This window comes from Stutzerimonas sp. CXK-1, from assembly GCF_057738225.1.
Map to the genome: position 1 here is coordinate 842,803 of NZ_CM173217.1, position 25,493 is coordinate 868,295.

General features: G+C 65.2%; 25 protein-coding genes. 8 read left to right on the forward strand and 17 right to left on the reverse strand.

Translation table 11 applies throughout. The features are described from left to right. Positions 1–17 precede the first annotated feature (17 nt). The gene (gene ispH, locus AC0KXH_RS04000) at positions 18–962 is read left to right on the forward strand and encodes a 4-hydroxy-3-methylbut-2-enyl diphosphate reductase (protein ID WP_041103839.1); all 945 of its coding nucleotides are present in this window, start codon (positions 18–20) and stop codon (positions 960–962) included. A 112-nt stretch (positions 963–1,074) separates the two neighbouring features. Here ispH and AC0KXH_RS04005 read toward each other — a convergent pair whose 3' ends face one another. From AC0KXH_RS04005 to AC0KXH_RS04040, 8 genes are all read right to left on the reverse strand, one after another. Further along, positions 1,075–1,497: a type IV pilin protein gene (locus AC0KXH_RS04005; protein ID WP_041103841.1), complete on the reverse strand. Its 423-nt coding sequence runs from the start codon at positions 1,495–1,497 to the stop codon at positions 1,075–1,077. Beyond that, positions 1,494–1,808 (reverse strand): PilY2 family type 4a fimbrial biogenesis protein, encoded by a 315-nt coding sequence (locus AC0KXH_RS04010; RefSeq protein WP_488224202.1) that lies wholly within the window; start codon positions 1,806–1,808, stop codon positions 1,494–1,496. The genes AC0KXH_RS04005 and AC0KXH_RS04010 overlap by 4 nt, the downstream gene beginning before the upstream one ends. Before the next feature lie 5 nt (positions 1,809–1,813). Continuing rightward, positions 1,814–5,269 (reverse strand): pilus assembly protein, encoded by a 3,456-nt coding sequence (locus AC0KXH_RS04015; protein ID WP_488224203.1) that lies wholly within the window; start codon positions 5,267–5,269, stop codon positions 1,814–1,816. Between the two features lie 10 nt (positions 5,270–5,279). After that, entirely contained in the window at positions 5,280–5,945 is a 666-nt protein-coding gene (locus tag AC0KXH_RS04020) for a pilus assembly PilX family protein (RefSeq protein WP_213150202.1), read from the reverse strand. Further along, a complete protein-coding gene (locus AC0KXH_RS04025) occupies positions 5,942–6,793 on the reverse strand; it encodes a PilW family protein (RefSeq protein WP_488224204.1) in 852 nt (283 codons plus the stop codon). Before AC0KXH_RS04025 ends, AC0KXH_RS04020 begins: the two co-directional genes overlap by 4 nt. Then, complete coding sequence (gene pilV, locus AC0KXH_RS04030; protein ID WP_041103849.1) at positions 6,790–7,335, reverse strand: type IV pilus modification protein PilV; 546 nt, start codon at positions 7,333–7,335, stop codon at positions 6,790–6,792. Before pilV ends, AC0KXH_RS04025 begins: the two co-directional genes overlap by 4 nt. Positions 7,336–7,343: 8 nt before the next feature. Continuing rightward, positions 7,344–7,820: a GspH/FimT family pseudopilin gene (locus tag AC0KXH_RS04035; RefSeq protein ID WP_061340127.1), complete on the reverse strand. Its 477-nt coding sequence runs from the start codon at positions 7,818–7,820 to the stop codon at positions 7,344–7,346. A gap of 173 nt (positions 7,821–7,993) precedes the next feature. Then, the gene (locus tag AC0KXH_RS04040) at positions 7,994–8,497 is read right to left on the reverse strand and encodes a GspH/FimT family pseudopilin (RefSeq protein WP_041103853.1); all 504 of its coding nucleotides are present in this window, start codon (positions 8,495–8,497) and stop codon (positions 7,994–7,996) included. Between the two features lie 156 nt (positions 8,498–8,653). On the opposite strand from AC0KXH_RS04040, the gene thiO reads away from it, so the two are divergent. From thiO to speA, 3 genes are all read left to right on the forward strand, one after another. After that, a complete protein-coding gene (gene thiO, locus AC0KXH_RS04045; protein ID WP_488224205.1) occupies positions 8,654–9,751 on the forward strand; it encodes a glycine oxidase ThiO in 1,098 nt (365 codons plus the stop codon). Positions 9,752–9,855: 104 nt separating this feature from the next. Next, positions 9,856–10,227 carry a translation initiation factor Sui1 gene (locus AC0KXH_RS04050; RefSeq protein ID WP_041104563.1) on the forward strand — a complete coding sequence of 124 codons (372 nt, stop codon included), beginning with the start codon at positions 9,856–9,858 and terminating at the stop codon, positions 10,225–10,227. 108 nt (positions 10,228–10,335) lie between these two features. Further along, positions 10,336–12,249 carry an arginine decarboxylase gene (gene speA / locus AC0KXH_RS04055; protein ID WP_041103857.1) on the forward strand — a complete coding sequence of 638 codons (1,914 nt, stop codon included), beginning with the start codon at positions 10,336–10,338 and terminating at the stop codon, positions 12,247–12,249. Positions 12,250–12,278: 29 nt separating this feature from the next. On the opposite strand, the gene AC0KXH_RS04060 is transcribed toward speA, so the two are convergent. The 3 genes from AC0KXH_RS04060 to AC0KXH_RS04070 form a co-directional block, all read right to left on the reverse strand. Next, positions 12,279–12,737: a DUF2214 family protein gene (locus AC0KXH_RS04060; RefSeq protein ID WP_041103859.1), complete on the reverse strand. Its 459-nt coding sequence runs from the start codon at positions 12,735–12,737 to the stop codon at positions 12,279–12,281. A 1-nt stretch (position 12,738) separates the two neighbouring features. Beyond that, positions 12,739–14,118, reverse strand: a complete 1,380-nt coding sequence (locus AC0KXH_RS04065; RefSeq protein ID WP_043218690.1) for an MATE family efflux transporter — start codon at positions 14,116–14,118, stop codon at positions 12,739–12,741. A 67-nt stretch (positions 14,119–14,185) separates the two neighbouring features. Further along, positions 14,186–14,479, reverse strand: a complete 294-nt coding sequence (locus tag AC0KXH_RS04070) for a hypothetical protein (RefSeq protein WP_041103862.1) — start codon at positions 14,477–14,479, stop codon at positions 14,186–14,188. A gap of 218 nt (positions 14,480–14,697) precedes the next feature. Between AC0KXH_RS04070 and AC0KXH_RS04075 the strand changes: the two genes are divergently transcribed. Continuing rightward, positions 14,698–15,618: an SdiA-regulated domain-containing protein gene (locus tag AC0KXH_RS04075; protein ID WP_061336886.1), complete on the forward strand. Its 921-nt coding sequence runs from the start codon at positions 14,698–14,700 to the stop codon at positions 15,616–15,618. An 11-nt stretch (positions 15,619–15,629) separates the two neighbouring features. Here the strand turns inward: AC0KXH_RS04075 and AC0KXH_RS04080 are convergent, their stop codons facing one another. The 6 genes from AC0KXH_RS04080 to cra form a co-directional block, all read right to left on the reverse strand. Then, positions 15,630–16,079 (reverse strand): DMT family transporter, encoded by a 450-nt coding sequence (locus tag AC0KXH_RS04080; RefSeq protein ID WP_488224206.1) that lies wholly within the window; start codon positions 16,077–16,079, stop codon positions 15,630–15,632. Between the two features lie 94 nt (positions 16,080–16,173). Next, complete coding sequence (locus tag AC0KXH_RS04085) at positions 16,174–16,731, reverse strand: DUF4136 domain-containing protein (protein WP_041103868.1); 558 nt, start codon at positions 16,729–16,731, stop codon at positions 16,174–16,176. A 57-nt stretch (positions 16,732–16,788) separates the two neighbouring features. After that, positions 16,789–17,418: a DUF4136 domain-containing protein gene (locus AC0KXH_RS04090; RefSeq protein ID WP_052813384.1), complete on the reverse strand. Its 630-nt coding sequence runs from the start codon at positions 17,416–17,418 to the stop codon at positions 16,789–16,791. A gap of 16 nt (positions 17,419–17,434) precedes the next feature. After that, complete coding sequence (locus tag AC0KXH_RS04095; RefSeq protein ID WP_488224207.1) at positions 17,435–18,184, reverse strand: methyltransferase domain-containing protein; 750 nt, start codon at positions 18,182–18,184, stop codon at positions 17,435–17,437. Continuing rightward, a complete protein-coding gene (locus AC0KXH_RS04100; protein ID WP_041103871.1) occupies positions 18,181–18,486 on the reverse strand; it encodes a nucleotide pyrophosphohydrolase in 306 nt (101 codons plus the stop codon). Before AC0KXH_RS04100 ends, AC0KXH_RS04095 begins: the two co-directional genes overlap by 4 nt. Positions 18,487–18,656: 170 nt before the next feature. Next, positions 18,657–19,646: a catabolite repressor/activator gene (cra, locus tag AC0KXH_RS04105; RefSeq protein WP_224109476.1), complete on the reverse strand. Its 990-nt coding sequence runs from the start codon at positions 19,644–19,646 to the stop codon at positions 18,657–18,659. A gap of 230 nt (positions 19,647–19,876) precedes the next feature. Here cra and ptsP point away from each other — a divergent pair, with 230 nt between their 5' ends. From ptsP to AC0KXH_RS04120, 3 genes are read left to right on the forward strand one after another with little or no spacing between them, the layout of a single operon-like run. Then, positions 19,877–22,759 carry a phosphoenolpyruvate--protein phosphotransferase gene (gene ptsP / locus AC0KXH_RS04110; protein ID WP_488224208.1) on the forward strand — a complete coding sequence of 961 codons (2,883 nt, stop codon included), beginning with the start codon at positions 19,877–19,879 and terminating at the stop codon, positions 22,757–22,759. After that, a complete protein-coding gene (pfkB, locus tag AC0KXH_RS04115) occupies positions 22,759–23,694 on the forward strand; it encodes a 1-phosphofructokinase (RefSeq protein ID WP_488224209.1) in 936 nt (311 codons plus the stop codon). Before ptsP ends, pfkB begins: the two co-directional genes overlap by 1 nt. 17 nt (positions 23,695–23,711) lie before the next feature. Continuing rightward, positions 23,712–25,451, forward strand: coding sequence for a PTS fructose-like transporter subunit IIB (locus tag AC0KXH_RS04120; RefSeq protein WP_488224210.1), 1,740 nt, complete (start codon positions 23,712–23,714; stop codon positions 25,449–25,451). Positions 25,452–25,493: the final 42 nt, after the last annotated feature.

The following is a 25,493-nucleotide window of genomic DNA, read 5'->3' on the forward strand; positions in this document are numbered from 1 at the left end:
TGCGTGCCGAGACGACCATGCAAATCAAACTCGCCAACCCCCGCGGCTTCTGCGCCGGCGTCGATCGCGCGATCGAGATCGTCAACCGTGCGCTGGAAGTGTTCGGCCCCCCGATCTACGTGCGCCACGAGGTGGTACACAACAAGTTCGTCGTCGAGGACCTGCGCGCCCGCGGCGCGGTGTTCGTCGAAGAGCTCGACCAGGTGCCGGATGACGTGATCGTGATTTTCAGTGCTCACGGGGTTTCCCAGGCCGTGCGCCTGGAAGCCGAGAGCCGCGGTCTGAAGGTTTTCGACGCGACTTGCCCACTGGTCACCAAGGTTCACCTCGAAGTAGCCAAGTACAGCCGCGAAGGACGTGAGTGCATTCTGATCGGCCACCAGGGCCACCCGGAGGTCGAGGGCACCATGGGTCAGTACGATGCGCGTAACGGCGGTGCGATCTATCTCGTCGAAGACGAGGCGGATGTGGAGCGTCTGCAGGTACGCAATCCCGAGGCGCTGGCCTTCGTCACGCAGACGACGCTTTCGATGGACGACACCAGTCGTGTCATCGATGCGTTGCGTCAGCGTTTCCCGTCGATTGGTGGGCCACGCAAGGACGATATCTGCTACGCCACCCAGAATCGTCAGGACGCGGTCAAGCAACTGGCTGCCGAATGTGACGTGCTGTTGGTGGTCGGCAGCCCCAACAGTTCCAATTCCAACCGCTTGCGCGAATTGGCCGAGCGCATGGGCACCCCGGCCCATTTGATAGACGGAGCCGAGGACCTGGAGCGCAGCTGGTTTGCCACAGCAGAAAAGGTTGGCATTACCGCCGGTGCATCGGCCCCCGAGGTGCTCGTTCGCGGCGTCATCGAGCGCCTGATGCAGTGGGGGGCAACCGCCACCTCAGAATTGGATGGGCGGCCGGAAAACGTGACGTTTTCGATGCCGAAGGAACTGCGTTTGAAAGCGCTTTAACGTAACGGTAGTAGTCACACAGGCATGTCAGCCTGCTGTGCTATTGCAGGGCTGCTTATTGGCTAGGGCTGTTCCGGTGCATCCGATACAGCCCTCCCGGAGCGCGGCAAACCTACTTCCAGCAGCTTTCGACAGCCTTGCTGCCAGTGCGACCCCGTATGCCGACGGCATTGAGCGTGAGGTTTCCGCATGCCGTGTCGCCAAACTGCTGCGTTGCGGTGAGGGTATAACCCCCATCGTTGGCTACGGAGCCAACCGTCAGCCGGTATTTACCGTTGTCCGAAGTCACCGTCGTGCCATTCGTATTGCGAAGGCCAAGTCGGGCAATATTCGCCTGGTTCGTGACGTAGGTGTTGTTCTGCGCAAAGAACCGTTCCTGACTTGCCGCGGCATCGTTGAGTAGCGCCTGGCCCTCGCTGCGGTTGCTCCTCTGGATGTATTCGATGTAGTTGGGGTAAGCGATAGCTGCCAGGATGCCCACGATGGCTACGACGATCATCAGTTCAATCAGGGTGAAGCCTTTGGAGCGAGTCATTGTGACTGTTCCCTCTGCTCGACAACACGTACCGACTCTGGATACAGGTAAAGCGAGTCGATAATGGAATGGGGTGACGCTTTGGTGCCACTGAAGCCGACCAGGTATCCCGGCTTGAGTTGCAGGATCGCCGGGGAGCCGCCGAGTAGCGTCTTGTTGGGCAGCGAGTAGGCTTGTCGGTCGACGACTATCAGGTTGCGCCCAAGCTGTACGTCGCTGATGGTACCTACGGCCTCAAAGGTCGCCGCATGCAGCCCACTTGCAAAGCCTATCGCGACTATCGCTGAGTAATACGAATTTCGACGAGTCATGGGTCTCACTCCGCAATCGGTCGCCAGCTCTGGCGTCCCAGGCTGGAAGGGTCGGGATAAACCTGCTTGCATTCGAGCCCCGTGCACAGCTCGTACTTGCTGTCCGGCGTCTGGCCGAGCGTAAGGCCGCCCTCGCCATCCTGGCGTATTGCTGAAATGACGGTATCGGCGTTGTTTGCGCTACGGTGGTCAACAAACGCGTGGTGCTGCGTGCGTCCGCCGGTCTGTGGGTCGATCGCGTACGTCCAGGTCTCGACGCCAGAGGAACACGGGTCGGCATTGGGGACCAATGTCTGGAAGAACAACGTGCGGCCAAGTGTGACCATGTCCTCGATCATCATCTCGCTGTCCAGCGGCAGGTCGAAGTACCAGCCATATTTGCGGCCGTCGTCATCCCATTCTGGATTTGTTGGGGTTGGCGGTACGGCCCATTCGACGCTTTCGCTTCTCAAAAGGCGCGCACCGCGGCCGTTGATTTCGTCTTCGAGCGTCGCGTCCATGCTTTGTGCCTGCAATGACGTCCGGGTCAGATTGGCAGGCTGCAGTGTGGCCGTCGGCGCTAGTGTATCGGTGTCCCAGATGCCATAGATGCTCTGGTCGACCGTCGAACCGTCCTTGTCTCCTTCCTCGAAGTACTTTCCTGTGCCGACGACGATCAGGTAGCCGTGCAATGTAGGGTGGCGAATGATCGAGGGGGCGGCGGTAATGGGTTGGCGAACGCCCGCACCCGTCCTGGCGCGGAACAGCGGGTCACCGCCGTACGAGACCACAAAGCCAATTTCCGCATCGGTGCTCTCGACTTCCTGGCGGAGATAGGGAGCCTCCATCCCACTGGGGGTCAGGTTGAAGCGCCAGAGGTTGCCTTGCAGATCCCCTGCGTAGGCAAAGTCGGCGATCCCGTCGGCGTTGAAATCGGCCAGCTTCGGTGTCGATAAGCCATTGCTCACACCATCGGTGCCGACCACCTCGAGGCTCTTGGTCAGTGCGCCCGTTTCCATGTCGATGATCAGCAGCGCAGCCTTGCCGTTGTCCTTGCTGGTGCTTTCATAACCATTGCCGGTCACCACGGCCCACTTGCCGTTATGCAGACGGGCAATCGTGGGCCGAGGGAAGCTGTAACCCAGCCGAACGGATTTCTCTTGCGGGATATCGCCGTCGTCGAACTCCCAGAGGAGTTTGATATTGCTCGGGTCGGTCACATCCAGTGCGAATAGGCCCTTGCCCCCGGCCCGAAGCGTACCGACCAATACCGTGCGCCATTCGCCGCTCATGTAGACATCGGCCACCACGGGTGAACCGTCGACGTAAAACTGGTGATGGGCGCCTTCATAGCTCTTGCCGGTCAGCTTGTGCAGCTTGGGAAATACGGCGGACGGAACGAAGGCGAAGGTTTCTTCGCCGTTAGTGGCATCGAAGCCGTGCAGCATTCCGTCGTTGGCCCCTACGTAGACCCGCGGTGCTCGCGTCTGCTGTGCCGTCACGAAGTCGGCGTAGCCGCTGTCTGGGTGTAGGCGCTCGGCAAAGCTCGTCAGATAGCGGGCGCCTCTCACGGCGGCTGGCTTGGAGGCAATCATGTCGCCCAGGACGGTGGTGCGTGTCCGGAACAGGGAGCCCTCATCGCCCCGTTGGCCGCGAAGGAAGCTCAGGCGCAGCTGGGCCTTCGTAGTGGCGACGTCTTCGAGAGTGTCGCCATCGTCCGGGTTTTGGCGCAGGTAATAGGCCAGCGTTCCGGCCTGGTTCAAGTCCCCTGCGTTCGTCCATGAGAAGTCGCTCAGGCCGTCCGGGTCGCTTAGCGACCCGTCGGTAGAGCTGGCGATGTAGATGTTTCGTGCAGAGGTCCGGGCGGCCAGCCTGGCTTTGGCGCTCCATTCCTCTTCTACCGACAGCTCGTAGCTGCTGGTGGTCGTATTGTACGTCTTGCTTTTCAGGTAGCCCTTGATGTCTCCGGCCCAGCCGTCTTCGCTTGAATACGACGTCTGGTAAGCGTAGCTGACGAGGCCGCCGGTGCCGTCGTCCTGCATGCCTGAGTTGATTGCCGGACTGGCTGCCGAGGTGGTGCGCTCCGAAATACGGCTCAGGATGTCGGCGAAGGCTGCGACCAGGCTGTCCGGTGAATCCGCACTAAAGAACTCGCCACGGGAGTTGATCGCCGCGTGCCAGAGGTCATAGACGTTGTCGGGGTCATCGTTGCCTACGGTTGGCCAGCGCTTGCCGTTGCTGCCCATGTTCATCAGCTCGGTATGGTTGGCGAACGTCGAGCCGCTCCAGGTGGGCGCGGTGTTGAGCTGCAGCGCGTTGGTCAGGCCCAGGCCCACGGTGAAATTGACCATGTGTTGCCAGGTGGCGGGATTGTTGCGGGGGTCGTTGTCGTCAGTGTCGAAAGGCATGTAGGGAGTAATGCGATTCGCCAGGCCTGATCGCAGATCTGTGGCCCAGTAGTAGTAGGCCCAGTCGGCGAGTGTATTGGCCTGTTCATCCTTGTACGGGTAGTCGAGTACTCCGTCGTTGTTGGTCGACCCGCTGGGTTGGCCATTCCACATGCCGTCGGTCATGAGAATGTGATAACTGGCCCGGCAGCTGTACTCGCTGCCGTCGTCATCTCGATATGCCTTGGCATTGCTCTGCAAAAAGCCGCCGGCTCGTTTTAGAGCTTTGTGTAGTGGCGTTCCGCCTGAGCGTGGCAGGCTGCTCAGCCAGTTGAAGAAATTCACCCGATGCTGGCCTGCGAAGCGCTGGATGGTGTTGTTGTTACAGTTGCCGGACGTGCTGCCTTCGCCGATATCGCAGGTATTGAGTGCGCCCCAGGTCAATCGGACATTTTCCGGCAGGGTATAGAAGGCCAGATTGGCCGCCGTCCGTGTCGCGAGGTTCCGCGTGCGATAGAACGAATACCAGATGGCGAAATTCTTGCGTTCGTCCCCGGTGACGGAAACCTTGGTAAAGCAACTGTTAGCGGGCTTGCTGGTCGGGTTCGATGGGCAAGTGGAACCGCTTACGTTGTAGCGGTAATAAAAAAACTCGTCGACTGTATTGGTGGTACAACCCCACCAGTTGCAACTCTGCGTAGTACCGTACAGCACTGCCTTGCTGCCGTTGGGATTGAAGCCATCCACGGGTACCGCGGCATAGTCCGTAGGGGCGCTGTACTCCTGGACCACCACCTCTCCCGAGCTGTCCAGCGAGATCCGTTTCGGCAGCCGGTAGCTATGGTTCGGGTTGTAATACATCGAGTTCGTCGCATTCGATTGCAGTGCGATCCCCCAATTGGAGCGACCGTCGGGTGCGTATTCCCAGGCCATACTGCCCGAGTCGTCCAGAGTGACCAGCAGGTTCGGGGCGACGCCCTCGGTGAGCGACAGGGGTTGTTGCGAAATGGCGGCCTGGAGGTTGAGCGAGGCGCCAAGAATGGCAATACCCAGTCCTGCACAGAGCAGTGATTTTGCAGTTAGGCTTGTGGGCATATCCGTTCCCTTAGTTGTTCAGGCCGACATAGACATTGGCGCTTGTGGATTGCAGCCCCAAGCGGTCATCGGCCTGGCCATTGATCTGGTAGAAATAGGTCCCGCGTCCTTCCATCACGGCGCCGTACTCGGCGTTCAGGGCTGTTGCGTCGTCCTCGCCAACGCTGATGAGCATCGTATTCCAGTACGCACCGAAGTCGGCGGAGGTGGCGTTGTTGTTGCCAGCCTCGCGCCCGCGATAAGGCATCCAGGTGACCACGTCGGTGTCGCCAGCCGCCGCGGTGTCGTGCCCTGTCTTGTTCTCGGCCGAGCTGCTCGCGAGGAATGCGAGGGGGTCGAGCATGAAGCTCCGTCGATCGGCTTCGTCAGCAATCGCTAGAAGGCAAGGGCGGTTTGCTCCGTTGGTCTGAAGCGTGTTGCTCTTTTGGCAGTTGCTGTCGCTAGGCTCCAGCTTGTCGCGCAGATAGGCCGGGCCGTAAAAGCGGAACTCGCCCTCGCGCAAGGCGGCATCGGCGGCAGCCTGTAGGCGCAGGCTTTCGGCGCGGTTACCGGTGATACGACTCTCCAGTACTACGCCACGCATGCTGGATACCGCCAGAACGGTCAGAATGAGCAGCATGATCAGGGCAACTAGGAGCGCAGCGCCACGCTCCTGGGATGGCTGTTTGAGCGTCATGGCATAAGGTTCCTGATCGTCTGGGTTCCGCGCGCAATCTGATAGATGCGGTCGTCATCGCCTGCCGCTAGTCGCGCTTGAGTCGCGGTGTCGGCGCTGTCGTACCAATCGCTGTATATCTGCGATTCGCCGTCGCGCTGGCTCTCTCGGCTGGCGAGCAGCATGGCGTAGCGTACGGCTCTGATCGGGCCGCTATTGGTCGTCCAGTCGGCTGCCGTCACGAAGCGACCATTGCCTTCGGCGAGTTTCTTCTCGAGCAGGTCCTGGCTGCCAACGCCGAACTCAAGGCGAAAATCGGCGACGCCGTTTAACAGTTCGACATAGGCCGGGCTGGTGGCGCTGAGGCTCTTGCACTGCAGTGCCCCCTCGTCCAGTTCGGTACCCGGGGAGTAGCGCAGCACCAGGGTGACCAAGCTGCTTGCCGGAGCAGGCTTGAACGCCTTGGAATCGTCGAAGGCGACGGTGCTGGCACCCTGACAATCCAGTTCTCCGCTGACCAAGGGCTGGTATCGCAAACAGATTCCTCTGCCGTCCGGGGTGGCCGTCACTGCGCTGCCCTTGGTGAATGCCTCGCAATCGGCGCTCGACGATGTCTGCGGAAAGGCATCTTCGATCAGCTGGTCGGGTGCCCGGCGATAGCCGGCCCGGCTTAGATATTCATTGAACATCAGTGCTGCGAAGCGGCTGTTCTCCTGGTTCGCTGTCTGGCTCTGCTGGAACAGGTGGGTCCGCTTGTTATCCAGATAGATCTGGGAGATGCCTAGCAACAGGAAACTGCTTATCGCCAGCGCTACCAGAAGTTCGATCATCGATAGGCCGCGTTGAGCGGGCATGCCGGTCGGTTTCATAGTTCTGCTCGGGCTCGGTAGATACAGGTGGTGTCGTTCGGTGCCCGGTCGTCCGGGCAGGTGCCTGCCTTGACGGTCCAAGCCAGTTGGATTTCCAGCATCGAGCCCTTGTCGTCGCAGTTCCCTGGTGTCGAACTGCGACAGACATAGAAGGCGTCTTCGAACAGGTCGGCAGCGCCCGGTAGGCTTGCCTGGGCGCTAGCGACCCAGCAATCACGCATTTCCTGCGCCGTCTTGGGGTTGCTCGGGCAATCCGCTGGTGCCGTGGCGAAATCGCTACCAGCTGCCTTGTAGAAGATCGAGGTGTTCTTGAAACCGCTGTAGAAGGGATCGGAAGGGGGAGCCTTCTGAAAGATCTCCGTCGGATTGGCACGAATGATTTCGAGCAGATCGCTGGTCAGCATGACAGCGGCATTTCGCTGCACGGCATCCTGGGTGTACTGAATGCTACGGCCCTGCATCGCGACCATGCCGAGAATCCCGATGGTGGTGAGCACCAGGGTGACCATCACTTCGATCAGGCTGAAACCGTTGCTTTTCATGTCCGTCCTCATGGCGTACAGCTGGTTAGAACGCTGCCGTCGGTGTCTTCCCCGCGAGGGTGCAGCCGCGGCGCTCCGCTGGGTTGAACCTCGACGACAAAGCCCGTTTCAGGGTCGCTTTCCCGGCACAGCGTGATGACTGCGGGGCTGGCTGTTCCATTGGGGCGGAAAGTGATCTGCGTGACGTCTGCCAGAAGCTGGGCCTGACTTGGAATATGTTCCAGCTGCCGCTCGTCGCTGCCGACGCGCAGAATCCAGGGGCCGTCGTCGTCGACGGTAATGGTGGCCGTGGTGCGCCGGGTGACGGCTTCGCCGCGTGCGTACTGCAGCAGACGGACAAGGTCGTCCGCCTTGCCTTGCAAGCGAGTTTTCTGAACCAGAAACGTGAAGTTGGGAACGGCGATCGATACGGCGATCGTCAGCAATGCCAAGGTGATCATCAGCTCGATCAAGGTGAATCCATGCATGTCGCTACGGCGTGACATGGTGGTGCTCCATAAGAAACCTCAGGGGATGATGTCGCCGGCGGCTCTGGATTGTCCTGGCCTTGAAGATAACCGGCGGGTTTCTGCGGACAGCCGGTAAGCCTGCATTATCGAGTGTGACCGGCATCGCAGGCGTGATCGGGGCCAAGCATTTGCGATGTCGCTCGGTGGGGTCAGCTGCTGCACAGCGAAGCGTCTTGATCGTTTTCGCTGGCGCTAGTCAGACGCAGGCGGCCCTGGCGGCTTAGCTTAAGCTGCCAGGCTGTCTCGCTCTCATAGCATTGGAAAAAGGTGCCATTGCTCAATGGCGCCGCACCGGTGCTGCGAAAGCGTATGCTGCCGCCCAGGCCTTTCCAGCGCAGCCCCGCGGCCTCGGGTGGCTGCATGATGCTGAGCGTCCGCCCGGCGCTTACGGAGCGAATGAGCCATCCGCTCGTCCAGTCGGCATTGCAGGTGGTCCCATCATCAGAACCGCAGATTTCGATCGTTTCGCGATTGAGCACCGCTGCGGCGCGCGCGGTCTGGATTGCTGTCCACAGGGCTTGTCGCAACGCCTGCTGGCGATTTCGGTCAGCCAGTCCGCCAAGGGCTGGTATGGCGATCGATACGAAAATGGCCAGTAAGGAAAGGGTGACCATCAATTCGATCAGAGAGAAGCCTTGATTTCGGTTCGGCATGGTGCAGTTCCTTTGCACGTATGATGTTCCGCCGCTCTGGCAGCGCACGTCTTCAGCGCGGCGATCCGGAGAGTCAAGAGGCGGAGTTCTTTTAAATGAGTCTGGCTGCATGTCAAGCGCTAGGCCGGCGAAATGTGAATAGAGGCGGAGGGGAATGTGAAGCAGGGTGTCGTAGTCGTCGGAGGCGGAGTAATTGGTTTGCTGAGTGCGCTTCAGCTGGCCGAAGCAGGTTGTCAGGTCACCCTGCTCGATCAGGGCGATACCGGGCGCGAAGCATCCTGGGCGGGTGGCGGCATCGTGTCGCCGCTGTATCCCTGGCGCTACAGCGAGGCGGTCACGGCGTTGGCGCACTGGTCGCAGGATTTCTATCCGCAGCTGGGCGAGCAGTTGCTGGCGCAGACTGGGGTTGACCCGCAGGTCTACCGGACGGGGCTGTACTGGCTTGACCTTGACGATGAGGAACAGGCGCTTGCCTGGGCGCGCGAGCAGCGCCGCGATCTGCGTGCCGTAGCGATCGACGAGGTGCACCGCGCGGTTCCGTCGCTCGGGCCGGGGTTTGCGCGCGCGGTATACATGCCGGACGTCGCCAATGTGCGTAATCCGCGGCTGCTGCAGTCGCTGCGCGCTGCGCTGGCCGCACTGCCCAACGTGCGGATCGTCGAGAACTGCCGGGCCACCGGGTTCGTGCTGGATGGCAGCCGGGTAGTGGGAGTGCACACGAGCCAGGGCGAGCAGCGGGCCGAAGAGGTTCTGGTCGCTGCCGGCGCGTGGAGCGCGGAACTGCTGGCCACGCTGGGACTGCAGTTGCCGGTCAAGCCGATGAAGGGGCAGATGATCCTCTATAAATGTTCGGAGGACTTCCTGCCGAGCATGGTCCTGGCCAAGCGACGCTATGCGATCCCGCGCAAGGACGGTCATATCCTGGTCGGCAGCACGCTCGAGGACGTCGGCTTCGACAAGCAGCCCACGACCGATGCACTCGACAGCCTGAAGCGGACCGCCGAGGAGCTGTTGCCGGCACTGGCCCAGGCAGAGGTCGTCCGGCACTGGGCCGGGCTGCGGCCGGGTTCGCCCGATGGCGTTCCCTATATCGGTGCGGCGCCCGGTCATGCCGGTCTGTGGCTCAACTGTGGGCATTTCCGCAACGGGCTGGTGCTCGCACCGGCTTCCTGCCGGCTGCTGGTGGACCTGATGCAGGGGCGGGAACCGATCATCGACCCGGCGCCCTATGCTCCCGCTGCGCGGCTGGCTTGAGCGCGCAAGCGGCGCGCGACGCTGCGAGACAGGCTGCTTAGCTGGTAAATTTGCGCATCACGGCCCGCACTGGCGGGCCGCTGTCTTTCTGTGAGGTCAATTGCGTGGCGAAAAAAACCACCTCGCTGGCCGGCCTGGGCGGGCTGGTCTATTCGACCGATGCCGGGCGCCACTGCCCGGCCTGCGGCCAGCCGATCGATGCCTGCATCTGCAAGCAGGCGCAGCTGCCCGAGGGCGATGGCATCGCCCGTGTGCGCCGCGAAACCAAGGGGCGTGGGGGCAAGACGGTCACGACGGTGAGCGGTGTGCCGCTGGCCGAGGCCGAACTCAAGGAGCTGGCGAGCGCGCTCAAGCGTCGCTGCGGCACCGGAGGGGCACTCAAGGACGGCGTCATCGAGATTCAGGGCGATCACGTCCAATTGCTGCTCGACGAGCTCGGCAAACGTGGCTTCAAGGCGAAGAAGTCGGGCGGCTGATAGGCTTCGCCGTCACCACGGCTTTCGCGGATTCGCCTGTCGCGGCTGTCCAAATCGTTGAACTCGCGTCGCCCGCCGACGCTGCCGATTTTTCCTAGGGAGGCCCAGATGCCTGTAAGACGTACGCGCAAAGACGACGGAAGCCAATGGACCGCTGCAGACAGCCGCAGCGTCTATGGCATACGTCACTGGGGCGCCGGCTACTTCGCGATCAACGACCAGGGCCGGGTCGAGGTACGGCCGCAGGGGCCCAAGGGCGAGCCGATCGAATTCTGCCGGCTGATCGAACAGCTGCGTGAGGCCGGCCTGTCGCTGCCGCTGCTGGTGCGCTTCCCGGACATCCTGCAGAACCGCGTGCGGCGGCTGACCGGTGCGTTCGATGCAAACATCGAGCGCCTCGAATACGCCGGTCGCTACACCGCGCTGTATCCGATCAAGGTCAACCAGCAGGAAGCGGTGATCGAAAACATCATTGCCACGCAGAATGTTTCGATTGGCCTGGAAGCCGGTTCCAAACCCGAGCTGATGGCAGTACTGGCACTGGCGCCGAAGGGCGGCACCATCGTCTGCAACGGCTACAAGGATCGCGAGTTCATCCGCCTGGCGCTGATGGGGCAGAAGCTCGGGCACAGCGTGTTCATCGTCATCGAGAAAGAGTCCGAGGTGGACCTGGTGATCGAGGAAGCCGCCGAGCTGAAGCTCATGCCGCAGGTCGGCCTGCGTGTACGCCTGTCCTCGCTGGCATCGTCGAAGTGGGCCGATACCGGCGGCGAGCGCTCCAAGTTCGGCCTCTCTGCGGCCCAGCTGCTGTCGGTGATCGAGCGTTTCCGAGCGGCGGGCGTGGATCAGGGCATTCGCCTGCTGCACTTCCATATGGGCTCGCAGATCGCCAATCTCGCCGACTACCGGCAGGGCTTCCGCGAGGCGATCCGCTACTACGCCGAGCTGCGCGCGCTGGGCTTGCCGGTCGAGTACATCGATGTCGGCGGCGGCCTTGGCGTGGACTACGACGGCACCCATTCGCGCAACGCCAGCTCGATCAACTACGACATCGACGAGTACGCTGGCACCGTGGTTGGCATGCTCAAGGAATTCTGCGACCGCCAGGGGTTGCCGCATCCGAACATCTTCTCCGAGAGCGGCCGGGCGATGACCGCGCACCACGCCGTGCTGGTAATGCAGGTCACCGACATCGAGCGCCACAACGACGAGGTGCCGGAGGTCGGCAACTACGACGAACTGCCGGATATCGTGCAGTCGCTGGTCGATCTGCTCGGCCCGACCGACCCGGAAATGGTCACCGAAACCTACTGGCGGGCCACGCACTACCTGAGCGAGGCCGGCGCGCAGTACGCCTCCGGGCGGCTGACGCTGGCACAGAAGGCGCTTGCCGAGCAGAGCTACTTCGCCATCTGCCGTCGCTTGTACAACCAGCTCAAGGCGCGCCAGCGCTCGCACCGTGCGGTGCTGGACGAGCTCAACGACAAACTGGCCGACAAATACATCTGCAACTTCTCGGTGTTTCAGAGCCTGCCCGACACCTGGGCGATCGACCAGATCCTGCCGATCGTGCCGCTGCAGCGTCTGGACGAAGAGCCGGTGCGGCGCGCCGTGCTGCAGGACCTCACCTGCGATTCGGACGGCAAGATCAAGCAGTACGTCGACGAGCAGAGTATCGAGAGCAGTATGCCGGTCCACGAAGTGCGGCCTGGCGAGGAGTACTTCCTTGGCGTGTTCCTCGTCGGCGCCTATCAGGAAATCCTCGGCGACATGCACAACCTGTTTGGCGACACCGATTCGGTGAACGTCTACCAGCGCGAGGATGGCAGCTACTACCACGCCGGGATCGAGACCCACGACACCATCGAGGACATGCTGCGCTACGTCCATCTCTCGCCGGAAGAGCTGATGACCTACTACCGCGACAAGGTGGCCAGTGCCCGGCTCAGCGCCAAGGAGCGGACCCAGTACATCGACGCGTTACGGCTGGGGTTGACCCGCTCGTCGTACCTGACCCCCTGAGCGGCCAGGGCCGGGTGTGCTGGCCGCGATCATTCGGCCAGCACACCGAAGCCGCGTGTCATCAATACCGCCAGCAGCGGGATGAACAGCAACGCCAGCAGCTCGAGGCGAATCACCAGGCGTACCCAGCGGCCTGTCGCCGGGCTGACCTGCGGGGCGTGCCCGGCCTGCAAGGCCGGCCGCCAGCGCAGAAAGGTGACGGTCGGATAGATCGACAGCAGTGCGACGCCGACGAACAGGCCGATCTTGGCGTGGAACAGGCTGTTGTTCAGGTAATAGGCCAGGCCCTTGCCATAAAAGATCGCCCGCGCGGCGCCGGTCAGCAGCACCAGCCCGGCGGCGATGCCGAACAGGATGTCGGTGCGAAACAGGCTGCGCGCGCGCTCCAGCGTGATCGGCTGGCGGAACAACTGGTGTTCCAGCAGCAGCAGGCCGAACAACAGAAAGAGGCTGAGAAAGTGCAGATAGGCTGCGATGGCGTAGGCCATTTCAGTGTCCTGTAACGGTTTTTCCGGGTGACGATGGGCATGTGCCTGGGAACCAGGCGCCCGATTGTTGCAGACGGAACGCTACCGTGCCGAGAAAGATCCCGCGCAGCAACATGAAAGCGAGAAACGCCAGCCAGAGCCCATGGTTGCCCAGGCCCTGCAGCCACCAGCCCAGCGGCAGCGCCACGGCCACGGCCAGCAGCATGCTGTCGCGCATTTCGCGGGCACGGGTGGCGCCGATGAACAGCCCGTCGAGCAGATAGCTCCACACTGCGATCAGGGGCAGGGCGGCGAGGTAGGGCAGGAACTGCAGTGCGAGCTGGCGTACCTCGGCGATGTCGGTCTGCAAACGGATGAACCAGCCGCCGGCGAAGAGAAAGAACAGCCCGAAGGCGAGGCTTGCCAGCACCGACCAGCCGCATGCCACCACCATGATCCGGCGCAGCTGCAGTGGCGCGCGCGCGCCGATCGCGTGACCGCTGAGTGCCTCGACCGCATGTGCCAACCCGTCCAGGGCGTGCGCCGTCAGCAGCAGACCATTGAGCAGCAGGGCGTTGGCGGCAACCGTGGCATCGCCCAGCCGGGTGCCTTGCACCGTGACCAGAAAGAACACCAGCTGCAGCGCCAGCGAGCGCAGGAAGATATCGCGGTTGACCGCCAGTAGCGGTCGCCAGCTCGACCAGCATCGTAGCGCCGCACGATCGATACGGCCCGGATGCCGTGCCAGCACCCGCCGTGCCAGCAGCAGGCCCAGCAGGGCGCCGCTCCATTCGGCGATCACCGAGGCGCGCGCGGCGCCGGCCACGCCCCATTCCAGGCCGAGCACGAACCAGAGATCGAGCACGACGTTTGTCAGGTTGGTTGTCAGCAGGATTGCCAGCGGCGCCCGGGCGTTCTGCGCGCCGAGCAGCCAGCCGATCAGGGCGTAGCTGGCCAGTGCTGCCGGCAGGCCCAGCAAGCGGGTATGGAAATATTCGCGGGTCAGATCGTCGAGCGCCGTGGATGGCTGCATCAGCTGCAGTGCCCAGGACTTGAGCGGGATGGCCGCGAGGGCCAGCGCCAGCCCGCAAAGCAGAGCCAGCAGCAACCCTTGCAGAAGCACCTGGCGCAGCGCGCCGCCGTCACCGCGGCCGCTGGCCTGGGCCGCGAAGCCGGTGGTGCCCATGCGCAGGAAGCCCATTACCCAGACCATCAGCGTGTACAGGCTGCTGCCGACCGCCACCGCACCCAGCTGGTGGGCATGCGGCAGATGGCCGATCACCGCGCTGTCGACCAGCGCCACCAGCGGCACGGAGAGGTTCGACAGAATCATCGGGGCGGCCAGCGCCCACACCCGGTGATGAGTGGGGGCGTGGCGCCAGGCAGCGAGCATGCGGTTCATCGCGGTCTCCAGTCAGCCGGCTACTATACGGCCGCCGGCGCCGCGATTCAGCTCTGCCGGCCCCGTCTCAGTGGATCAGCCAGCTCAGCAGCCAAAGGCCGAGAAACAGCCAGATCAAACCGGAGATGAACGAGCGGCGCACAAAGGCACTGACGGCCGCCGCCAGGAGCATCAGGCCCAGCACCAGTGCCGCCAGGCTGAGCAGCGAGCGGTCCATGCCCAGGGTGCGGGACAGCCCCTCGAGGAACTCGTGGCCGGCGTTGGCGAAAAATGCGAAGAAGCCGCTGAGCGCCTCGACCACGTAGCGAATCAGAGTACCGATCGCCTGCCCCAGCCATTCGAAAACGCCTTCTACCCGCATCTTGCTCTCCCTGGACGATCGCGACGCTGCAGCGCAGCGCCATTCGTCACTTTGGCTACGGCGGTGCAGGCGAGTTCCGTCACGTCGGGGGAACCCGCCTTGCCTGGCGGGGTCCGTACTCGGCTTGGCCATGCGTGTCGCTTTCGGGACGTCTTGCCTGCGTCATCCAAATGCAACTGCCGGCAGGCAGGCTGCAAGACCGAACCGGAGAACGAACGATGAAGGCGATTGCACGCTTGCGCGAACATGCGGGCCGAAAATTCTGGCTGGGCGGCCTCCTGCTGTGTCTCCTGTATGCCGCCGGCCAGGTGCACCTTGACGAGCGACTGCTGTATTCGCTCCGCACGGCGCTCAACGAGTCGAGCTGGGAGCATCGCAGCCTGTGGCTGCCCGAGTACCGGGTGCGCATCGACGCCCAGCCGGTCGCCACGGTGAAAGGCAACCTCTCAGGGCTGACCTGGGATGAGCGCCGGGGGCATCTCTGGGCGGTGGTGAATTCGCCCTCCGAACTGCTGGCGATCGACCGCGAGGGTGGCTTCATCGCGCGCTACCCGCTGCAGGGCTTCGAGGATGTCGAGGCGGTGACCTATCTGGGCGACGACCTGCTGCTGGTGGCTGAAGAACGCCGTCAGGCGCTGGTGGTGATGCCCGTACCGCAGCAGGCAGGCCCCTTGCGGCGCGCCGATTATCCTTCGCTGACCCTTGCCCTGCACGCGGACGAGAACAGCGGCTTCGAGGGCGTCGGTTACGACCGTGCCGGCGACCGCCTGTTCGTGGTCAAGGAACACTCGCCGCGCAAGCTGTACGAGATTCGCGGCCTGCGGGCTGCGCTCGCTGGCGACATGCGCCTGGAGATCATCGATCGCCAGGCCTGGATCGAGGACAAGGACATGGCAAGCGACCTGGCTTCGGTGCACTTCGACGAGCGCACCGGCCATCTGGTCTTGCTCAGCGACGAGGCGCGCATGCTGCTGGAACTCGACGGCAACGGCGAGATGGTCAGCTTCCGCTCGCTGTGGTCTGGCTTTGCCGGTCTCGAGGATAGCGTTCCGCAGGGCGAAGGCCTGACTCTGGACGCGCGTGGCGACCTCTATCTCGTCAGCGAACCGAACCTGTTCTATGCCTTCGAGCGCCGCTGACGGCGCCGCTTTCAGCCGCGCTGAATCAGCCAGACTCCGCCGACGATCAGCGCCAGGCCGGCCAGCTTGCCCAGGCTGACCGGCGCCTGGCGAAAACCCGCCCAGCCGAAGTGATCGAGCATCAGCGCCATGGCCAGTTGCCCGGCCAGCACCAGCACCATGAACAGCAGGGCGCCGGTCCGGGGTGCGGCGAAGGCGGCGGTAGCGATGAAGAAAGCGCCCAGCAGGCCGCCGCTCAGGTGCCACCAGCTAAGGTTGCGGAAGGCCTCGGTATTGGGCAGCGCTCGCTGCGCCAGGACGATGCAGAGCAGCGCCAGGGTGCCGACGGCGAACGACACCAGTGCGGCGCTCAGGGCGCTGCCGAGCTGGCGGGCCATCTGGCCATTGATACCGGCCTGCAGCGGCAGAAATGCCCCGGCAATGAAGGGTAGGGTGAGCAGCCACCAGGCGACGGTGGGCATGGGCGCCTCCAGGGAACGATCGATGGGGCGCGGATTATCCTCGCCGCTGCCAGCCAAGGCTACCGGCAGCCGGCAGGGCAGCGCGCCGATCGGCTCAGGGGCGCGGCGGATACTGCGAGAGCACCCGTGCCACGGCCTGGCGGATCATGCCGGCGCGCTCCTCGGGGCTGCTGGCCCGGCGCAGGATGTCCTCGCTGCTGGCACGCCAGACAAGTTTGCCGTCGCGGGCGTCGAACAGGTCGATCTGCAGCGTGGCGACCTGATAGTCCACGGTGCGGCTGTCGGCGTAGGTCGGCCCCCAGTAGCCTGGCCAGTAACCGGCCCAGGCCCCGCCGGACAGGGTGGTATAGGTCTGGGTACGCTGGTCGACGATGTACCAGGCCTGCACCAGCAGCCCGGCACCTGCCGCGTCGCGTGCCGGCCGCAGGCCGCGCTGGTCGAGCTGCTCGGCGATGGCGTTACGGATGCGCTGCTCGGTCAGGTCGCTCTTCAGGCGCGGATCGTCCGGGCGGTACTGCACGGCCGGTTCCTTCCAGCTCCAGTTGCGATAGCCGGCGAAATCCCGGCTGGGGTCGAAGTCGCGCTGCAGCTGGGCGGTCTGGCACGCGGCCAGGGCCAGCAGCAGCGGTATCAGAACGAGGTGGCGCAGCATGAGCGATCTCCGACGATAGCGGCCAACGGCCTTGAGGGGTGAGCGCCGGCCTGGGCATCAGCGCGGCGGGTAATCTTCCAGGGCCTGGGCGATGGCCCGGCGCAAGGCGTCGGCCCGCTCGCCGCGGTCATCGCTCACGCGTGCCTCGGCCCGGTTGCTCCAGACCCGACGCCCGAGCGCCGGGTCGAACAGTTCGATCTGCACCACCAGCACCTCTTCTTCGTAGCTGCGCACCAGCGGAACGCTGCCCCAGGCGCCATAGGCACGATCGTAGGGGCCGCGCCCGTAATAGCCGCCATAGTCGTCGTAGACCTGACGGATGCGCCGCTCGTTGCGTACCCCCACGCTCACCTCGACATCGGCCTTCTGCTGCGCAGGGGCCGGTCGCAGGCCGTGCTGGTCGAGAGCGCCTGCGACCATCTCCTGCACTTGTTCCGGGCCGATGACGCCGGAGCCGGCCGGCAGGGCCTGCCAGCGCCAGCTGCGGTAGGCGGAAAAGTCCAGCGGTGCTGCGGGGTAGGCGGAGGGGTCGAGCGCCCGCTCGCTGGAGGCTGCTGGTGCAGGCGGCAGCGGCGTGGAGTCGGCGGTGTATGGATTGCGCGCGGCACACGCGGCCAGGCCCAACAAGCCGAGCAACACGCTCAACGCGCGCGCGCCGCTGCGCAGGGTTCTCGCGGCTGGCGCCATGGTTTCCTCCTCGCCCTCAGCGGGGCCGGCACAGCCAGTGCAGGTAGCGGCCCAGGCCCTGGAAGGTGGGATGGCGTCGATAGGCCAGTTCCATCTCCAGCAGCTCGCCAAGCTCGGTACGCGCCTGGAAATCGCTCGGCATGTAGTCATGGAAGACGCGCACGCCGCTAGTCCGTTCGACCGCGAAATACTCGGCCAGTTGTGCCGCCAGCTCGCGCGGGTCCAGCGGCTGCTGCGGCGTCAGGCTCTGCCGCTCACCGGCGAACGACTGCGTACGCAGCTTCTTGAAATGCCCCTTCAGCAGGTTGCGGTAGATCAGCGCATCGCGGTTGTAGAACGCCAGTGACAGCCAGCCATCGGCGTCCAGCAGGCCATGCAGCACCGGCAGGATCGCTGCCGGTTTGGCCAGCCACTCGAGCACCGCGTGGCAGATCACCAGATCATAGGTCTGCTCCCCGGCGCTCGCCAGCTGCTGCCAACTGGCCTGGATGAAGCGCGCCTCGAGCCCGGCGGCGGCGAAGCGCTCGCGGGCGCCGTCGAGCATCGGGGCGGCGGGTTCGGCGAGCGTGACCTCGTGGCCCTGCTGCGCCAGCCAGAGGCTCATATGACCAAGGCCGGCGCCCACGTCGAGTACGCGCAGCGGCCGTGGCGGCAGGATTTCGGCCAGGTCGGCCTGCAGCACCGCCAGGCGGATCGCACCCTTGGCGCCGCCGTAGATCTTTTCGGCGAAGCGTGCCGCCAGCGCATCGAAGTGGCGGTCGCTCATCGGGCAAACCGCCGTTCGTTGTCGGCCAGCTTGTCCAGCAGCGCCTGCTCCATGTCGATGCCCAGTTCGCTGCACATCAGCAGCAGGTACATGAGGATGTCGCCGACCTCCTGGCCGGCATGGGCGAGGGCCTCGGCCGGCAGCTGACGCGATTCGTCCTCGCTGCGCCACTGGAAGATTTCCACCAGCTCGGCCATTTCCACGCTGGCGGCCATGGCAAGGTTCTTGGGGCTGTGAAAGCGCCGCCAGTCGTTGCGATCGCGGATCGCATGCAGGCGCTGGATGATCTGTTCGATGTTCATTGCAAGGGTGGGTTCGTTCTAGGGGGCTGGGCTATCAGGCCGCCGGGTTAACGGTCTGCCTATAGTGGCAGAACCTGTAGGGGCGAGCTTGCTCGCGAATTACGCCAGGCCCGGCCTTGCCTGCGAGGTCTGCGCAGGCAAGGTGCCGATTCGGGGCTTGGTGGCGCGCGTCAGAGCCGGCGAATCTTCAGTTCGCGGGCGATGGCGATCACGCCGGGCCGATAGTCGTGCTCTTCGATCGCGCGAATCGCCTGCTCCAGCGCCTGTTCGGCGATCTGCGCGTGCTGCTGGGAGATCGCGTTGACCCGGATCGGCAGGAAATCCAGGAGCTGCGCATCGCCGAAGGTGCCCAGCCGCAGCTGTTCGGGCCAGAGCAGATCGCGCTCACGCAGCGCATCGAAGACACCCTCGAGCAGCACATAGGCCGTGGTGACCAGCGCATCGGGCAGCGCGCCGCGGTCGAGCAGGGCGAGCATCTGTTCGCGGCCGCAGGCGCGGCTGAACTGCTCGGCCCGCAGGATGCTGACCGGCCCGCGGTGCTGCGCCAGTGCTTGCTGGAAACCTTCCTCGCGCTGCTGGCTGATGCGCAGCGCCGGGCGCGCGCTGATCAGGGCGACATGCGCCTCGGGCGGCACGTCCAGCGAGCGGGTCAGTTGCGCGCCGGCCTCGCGGTCATCGCTGACCACCGAGCAGAAGTGCTCGGCATCCAGCGCACGGTCCAGCGCGATCACCGGGGTTCCGGTCGCCTGGAGCTTGCGGTAGCCGGCATCGTCCGCTGCCAGGCAGCTGGCGACGATCAGCGCATCGCAGCGCCGCGAGCGCAGCAGTTGCACCACCTGGCGCTCGGTAGCCGGCTCATCGTCGGAGCTGGCGATCAGCAACTGGTAGCCGCGCTGGCGGGCACGCTGCTCGAGCAGCTTGGCCAGACGTGCGTAGCTGGGGTTTTCCAGGTCCGGGACGATGAAGCCGAGCGTGCGCGACTGGCCGCGGCGCAGCCCGGCGGCCTGCTGGTCGAGCTGGAAGCCCTGCTGCTCGGCCACCGCCAGCACACGCTCGACGGTGGCCGGGCTGATTCGCCGCTGCTGCGCCTTGCCGTTGAGCACATAGCTGGCGGTGGTTACCGAAACGTTGGCGAGGCGGGCGAGGTCGGTCAGTTTCAACGAAAAAATCCTGCTGGAACGTGCGCTTGCACCTGGGCGCGGCGGCGCAGTGATGGCCCTGACCAAGACGGATGGTCGGCCTCCGGGCTTCTAGAGTTACGCAAAGTTGCGTAATGTGCCAGCCTTTGCTGAAACGTTTCAGCAGTGATTCAGTCACAGCCCACAGTCGGTGCAATAGCTGATGTCGCCGGCGGGATAAGAACAATCGCGTGCCCGCAAGGAGTGTTTCCATGCTTGAACTCAATGCCCAGCACATCCACATGCATCAGGTCGCCGCCGACAAGAGCGCAGCGCTGGCGCTGCTGGCCGAGGTGCTGGTCGCCGACGGGCTGGTGGCGCCCGGCTACCTGGACGGTTTGCGCGCACGCGAAGCCCAGGGCTCGACTTTTCTCGGCCAGGGCATCGCGATCCCCCATGGCACCCCGGAGACCCGCGATCAGGTGTTCACCACGGGCGTGCGGCTGCTGCATTTTCCGCAGGGCGTCGACTGGGGCAACGGCCAGCAGGTCCACCTCGCCATCGGCATCGCCGCGCGTTCCGACGAGCATCTGCGTCTGCTGCAGCTGCTGACCCGCGCCCTCGGTGAGGGCGACCTCAGTGAGGCGCTGCAGAAGGCCGGCAGCCCCGAAGCGATCATCGCGCTGCTGCAGGGGGCGCCGCAGGAACTGGCGCTCGATGGCGAGCTGGTCGGGCTGGGCGTCGCCGCCGAGGACTTCGATGAGCTGGCCTGGCAGGGCGTCAAGCTGCTCAAGCGCGCCGAGTGCGTGGTCTCCGGCTTCAATGCCGGGCTCGCGCTTGACCAGGCCTTGCCGCTGGGCGAGGGCCTCTGGTGGCTGAGCAGCGAGCAGTCGGTGCAGCGACCGGGGCTGGCGTTCGTCACACCCGCCGCGTCGCTGGATCATCACGGCCAGCCGCTCAACGGCCTGTTCGTGCTGGCCAGTCTCGGTGAAGCGCACCGGGCGATGCTCGAGCGCCTGTGCAACCTGCTGATCGAGGGGCGCGGCGCGGAGCTGAGCCAGGCGACCTCCAGTCGCACAGTGCTCGAAGCACTGGGCGGCGACGTGCCGGCGGACTGGCCGAGCGCCCGCGTGCCGCTGGCCAATGCCCACGGCCTGCACGCACGCCCGGCCCAGGTGCTGACCGAGGTCGCACAGTCCTTTGCCGGCGAGATCCGCGTGCGCCTAGCCGGCAGCCAGAGCGCGGGGGTGTCGGCCAAGAGCCTGAGCAAGCTGCTGGCGATGGGCTCGCATCGTGGGCAGGTGCTGGAGTTCATCGCCGAGCCTTCGATCGCCGACGATGCCTTGCCGGCGTTGGTGCGCGCGGTGGAGGAAGGGCTGGGCGAGGAAATCGAGCCGCTGCCAGCCGGCGGGGAGTCGGCGGAGCAGCCAGCTGCCACCGTGCAACTGCATGAAGCCGCCCAGGATGTGCCCGCCCTGCGGGCCGGCGAGCAGGTCATCGGCATCGCCGCCTCGCCCGGCATCGCCATCGGCCCGGTGCTGGTGCGCAAGCCGCAGGCGATCGACTATCCGCGGCGCGGCGAATCCCCCGTTATCGAGCTGCAGCGGCTCGACGCGGCGCTGGACAAGGTGTTCGCCGAAATCGGCACGCTGATCGCGCAGAGCCAGGTCGCCAGCATCCGCGACATCTTCACCACTCACCAGGCCATGCTCAGGGATCCCGCCCTGCGCGAAGAGGTGCAGGTGCGCCTGCAGAAAGGCCTCAGCGCCGAGGCGGCCTGGATGGAGGAAATCGAAAGCGCGGCGCAGCAGCAGGAGGCGCTACATGACCAGCTGCTCGCCGAGCGTGCGGCGGACCTGCGCGACGTGGGCCGCCGCGTGCTGGCCTGCCTGGCTGGTGTCGAAGCCGAGCAGGCCCCGGATGAGCCCTACATTCTGGTGATGGACGAGGTGGCGCCGTCGGACGTCGCCACCCTCAATGCCCAGCGCGTCGCCGGCATTCTCACCGCCGGCGGCGGCGCCACCTCGCACAGCGCCATCATCGCGCGGGCGCTGGGTATTCCGGCCATCGTCGGCGCTGGGCCCGGTGTGCTCGGCCTGGCGCCCAACACCCTGCTGCTGCTCGATGGCGAGCGCGGCGAGCTGCTGGTGGCGCCGAGCGATACGCAGCTCGATGAGGCCCGGGGCGAGCGCGCCGCGCGGGAGGAACGCAAGCGCCTGGCCCATGAGCGACGTCTGGAGCCGGCGATCACCCGTGACGGCCATCCGGTGGAGATCGCTGCCAACATCGGCGCCGCCGGCGAGACGCCCGAGGCGGTGGCGCTCGGTGCCGAGGGCATCGGCCTGCTGCGCACCGAACTGGTGTTCATGAACCACGCTCAGGCGCCGGATCAGGCGACCCAGGAAGCCGAATACCGCCGTGTGCTGGAAGCCCTCGAAGGCCGGCCCCTGGTGGTGCGCACGCTCGATGTCGGCGGCGATAAGCCGCTGCCGTACTGGCCGATGCCGGCCGAGGAGAACCCCTTCCTCGGTGTGCGCGGCATTCGCCTGAGCCTGCAGCGCCCGGACATCCTCGAAACCCAGCTGCGTGCCTTGCTCGCATCCGCCGACGGCCGGCCGCTGCGGATCATGTTTCCCATGGTCGGCAATATCGAGGAATGGCGCACCGCCAAGGCGCTGGTCGATCGCCTGCGCGTCGAATTGCCGGTGGCCGACCTGCAGGTGGGCATCATGATCGAGATCCCGTCCGCCGCGCTGATCGCGCCGGTGCTGGCGCAGGAAGTCGATTTCTTCAGCATCGGCACCAACGATCTGACCCAGTACACGCTGGCCATCGACCGCGGCCACCCGACGCTGTCCGGCCAGGCCGATGGGCTGCACCCGGCCGTGTTGCGCCTGATCGGCATGACGGTGGAAGCCGCCCACGCGCAGGGCAAATGGGTGGGCGTCTGCGGCGAGCTGGCCGCCGATGCGCTGGCGATACCGATGCTGGTGGGGCTGGGCGTTGACGAGTTGAGCGTGTCGGCGCGCAGCATCGCGCTGGTCAAGGCGCGGGTGCGCGAGCTGGACTTCGTCGCCTGTCAGCAACTCGCTCAGCAGGCCCTGATGTTGCCCGGCGCGCATGAAGTGCGCGCATTCGTCGGGGAGCATTGCTGATGGCGCGCGTACTGACCGTGACCCTCAATCCTGCACTGGATCTCACCGTGCAGCTGCCCGCGCTGCGCCTGGGCGAAGTCAATCGCAGCGACAACCTGCAAGTCCATGCCGCCGGCAAGGGGCTCAACGTCGCCCAGGTCCTGGCCGATCTCGGCCACCAGCTGACCGTGACCGGCTTTCTCGGCGAAGCCAATGCCCAGCCTTTCGAGCAGCTGTTCGCCGCGCGGGGCTTTGCCGACGAATTCGTCCGCGTGGCGGGCGAGACCCGCAGCAACATCAAGCTGGCCGAGGCGGATGGGCGGATCACCGATATCAATGGCCCGGGGCTGGAGGTCGGTGCCGCCCAGCGCGACGAGCTGCTCGCCCGCCTCGAACGCCTGGTGCCTGGCCATGAGCTGGTCGTGGTGGCCGGCAGCCTGCCGCGTGGCGTCGAGCTGCCGTGGTTCGTCGAGCTGCTGCAGCGGCTCGCGCGGCTCGATGCGCGTGTCGCGCTGGACACCAGTGGCGCTGCGCTGCGCGGAGGGCTGGCCCTGTCACCCTGGCTGATCAAGCCCAACGAAGAGGAACTGGCCCAGGCCCGCGCCCTCGATCCGGCCGACGCACAGGCCCTGGCCGACGAGGCGCGTCGCCTGAACGCCCGCATCGAGCATGTCGTGATGTCCCAGGGCGCCGCCGGGGTCAGCTGGTTTTCGCCGGCTGCCGCCTGGCATGCCCAGCCGCCGAAGATGCGGGTGGTCAGCACCGTGGGCGCCGGGGATTCGCTGCTGGCCGGCATGCTCCACGGCTTGCTGGCGGGTTGGCCGGCCGAGCGCACCCTGGCGCATGCCACGGCGATTGCCGCTCAGGCCGTCGGCCAAATCGGCTTCGGTATCACTGATCGGGCGCAACTGGCCGAGCTTGAAGCGGCCGTGCGGCTGCAGCCGCTCAGCCAATAATTACAAGAGGTGAAGGAATGAATCTGCTCATCATCACGGCCTGCCCCAACGGAATGGTCACCAGCGTGCTGACCTCGCGCCTGCTCGAGGCCGCGGCCCAGCGCCTGGGCTGGTCGACCGCCGTGGAAGTCCACGACCCCAAGGCCATCGGTTCGCCGCTCACGGCCGCGCAGATCGCCAAGGCCGATCTGGTGGTGGTGGTGAAAACCGGGCCGTTGTCGCTGCAACGCTTCGTCGGCAAGCGCGTCGTGCAATCGACCCCGTCCGAGGCCCTGCTCGACCCGGAAGGCTTCCTGCGCAGCGCCGCCGATACCGCGACCGAATTGCAGCCGGTCGACGAAGCCGACGCCGCGCCTTCCGCCGGCAAACCCAAGCTGGTGGCCATCACCGCCTGCCCGACCGGCGTGGCGCACACCTTCATGGCCGCCGAGGCGCTGCAGCAGGCGGCCGCGCGCAAGGGCTACGACCTGCAGGTGGAGACGCGCGGCTCGGTGGGCGCGCGCAACGTGCTCGACCCCCAGGCCATTGAGGAAGCCGACGCGGTGCTGCTGGCGACCGATATCGAGGTGGATGTCACCCGTTTCGCCGGCAAGCGCGTGTTCCGCTGCGGCACCGGTGTCGCACTGAAGCAACCGGAGGCGACGCTGGATCGCGCGCTGCAGGAAGCGGCCGTGCTCGGCGGTGGCGTCACGGCAAGTGCCGCTACGGGAGAGCAGAAAGCGGAGAAGACCGGCGTCTACAAGCACCTGCTGACCGGGGTGTCCTACATGCTGCCGATGGTGGTGGCGGGCGGACTGCTGATCGCCCTGTCGTTCGTCTTCGGCATCGAGGCGTTCAAGGAGGAGGGCACGCTAGCCGCTGCCTTGATGAAGATCGGCGGCGAAACCGCTTTCCAGCTGATGGTGCCGCTGCTGGCCGGCTACATCGCCTATTCCATCGCCGACCGCCCGGGTCTGGCGCCCGGCATGATCGGCGGCTTGCTGGCCGGCACGCTCGGCGCGGGCTTCATTGGCGGCATCATCGCCGGTTTCGTCGCCGGCTATGCGGCCAAGGCGGTGAGTCGCTGGATTCCACTGCCGGCCAGCATCGAGTCGCTCAAACCGATCCTGATCATCCCGCTGCTGGCCAGCCTGGTGACGGGCCTGGTGATGATCTACATCGTCGGCACGCCGGTGGCGAAGCTGCTCGCCGGGCTCACCGAGTTCCTCGACACCATGGGCACCTCCAACGCCATCCTGCTCGGGCTGCTGCTGGGCACCATGATGTGCGTCGATCTCGGCGGGCCGGTGAACAAGGCGGCCTATGCCTTCTCCGTCGGGCTGCTCGCCTCGCAAAGCTACGCGCCGATGGCTGCGACCATGGCCGCCGGCATGGTGCCGCCGATCGGCATGGGCATCGCCACGCTGATCGCGCGGCGCAAGTTCGCCCAGACCGAGCGCGAAGCCGGCAAGGCCGCGCTGGTGCTGGGTTGCTGCTTCATCTCCGAGGGCGCGATTCCCTTCGCTGCCAAGGACCCGCTGCGGGTGATTCCCGCCAGCATCGCTGGTGGCGCACTGACCGGCGCGCTGTCCATGGCGTTCGGTGCCAAGCTGCTGGCGCCCCATGGCGGGCTCTTCGTGCTGCTGATCCCCAACGCGATCAACCATGCATTGCTCTACCTGGTCGCGATCCTTGCCGGCAGCCTGCTGACCGGGGCGATCTACGCACTGCTCAAACAGTCCGAGACACAGCCGCTCTCGGTCGGCGCCGCACCCTGAGCGGTGCGCTGCAAGGGCTGAACTAAACGGCCCGCCGCCGTA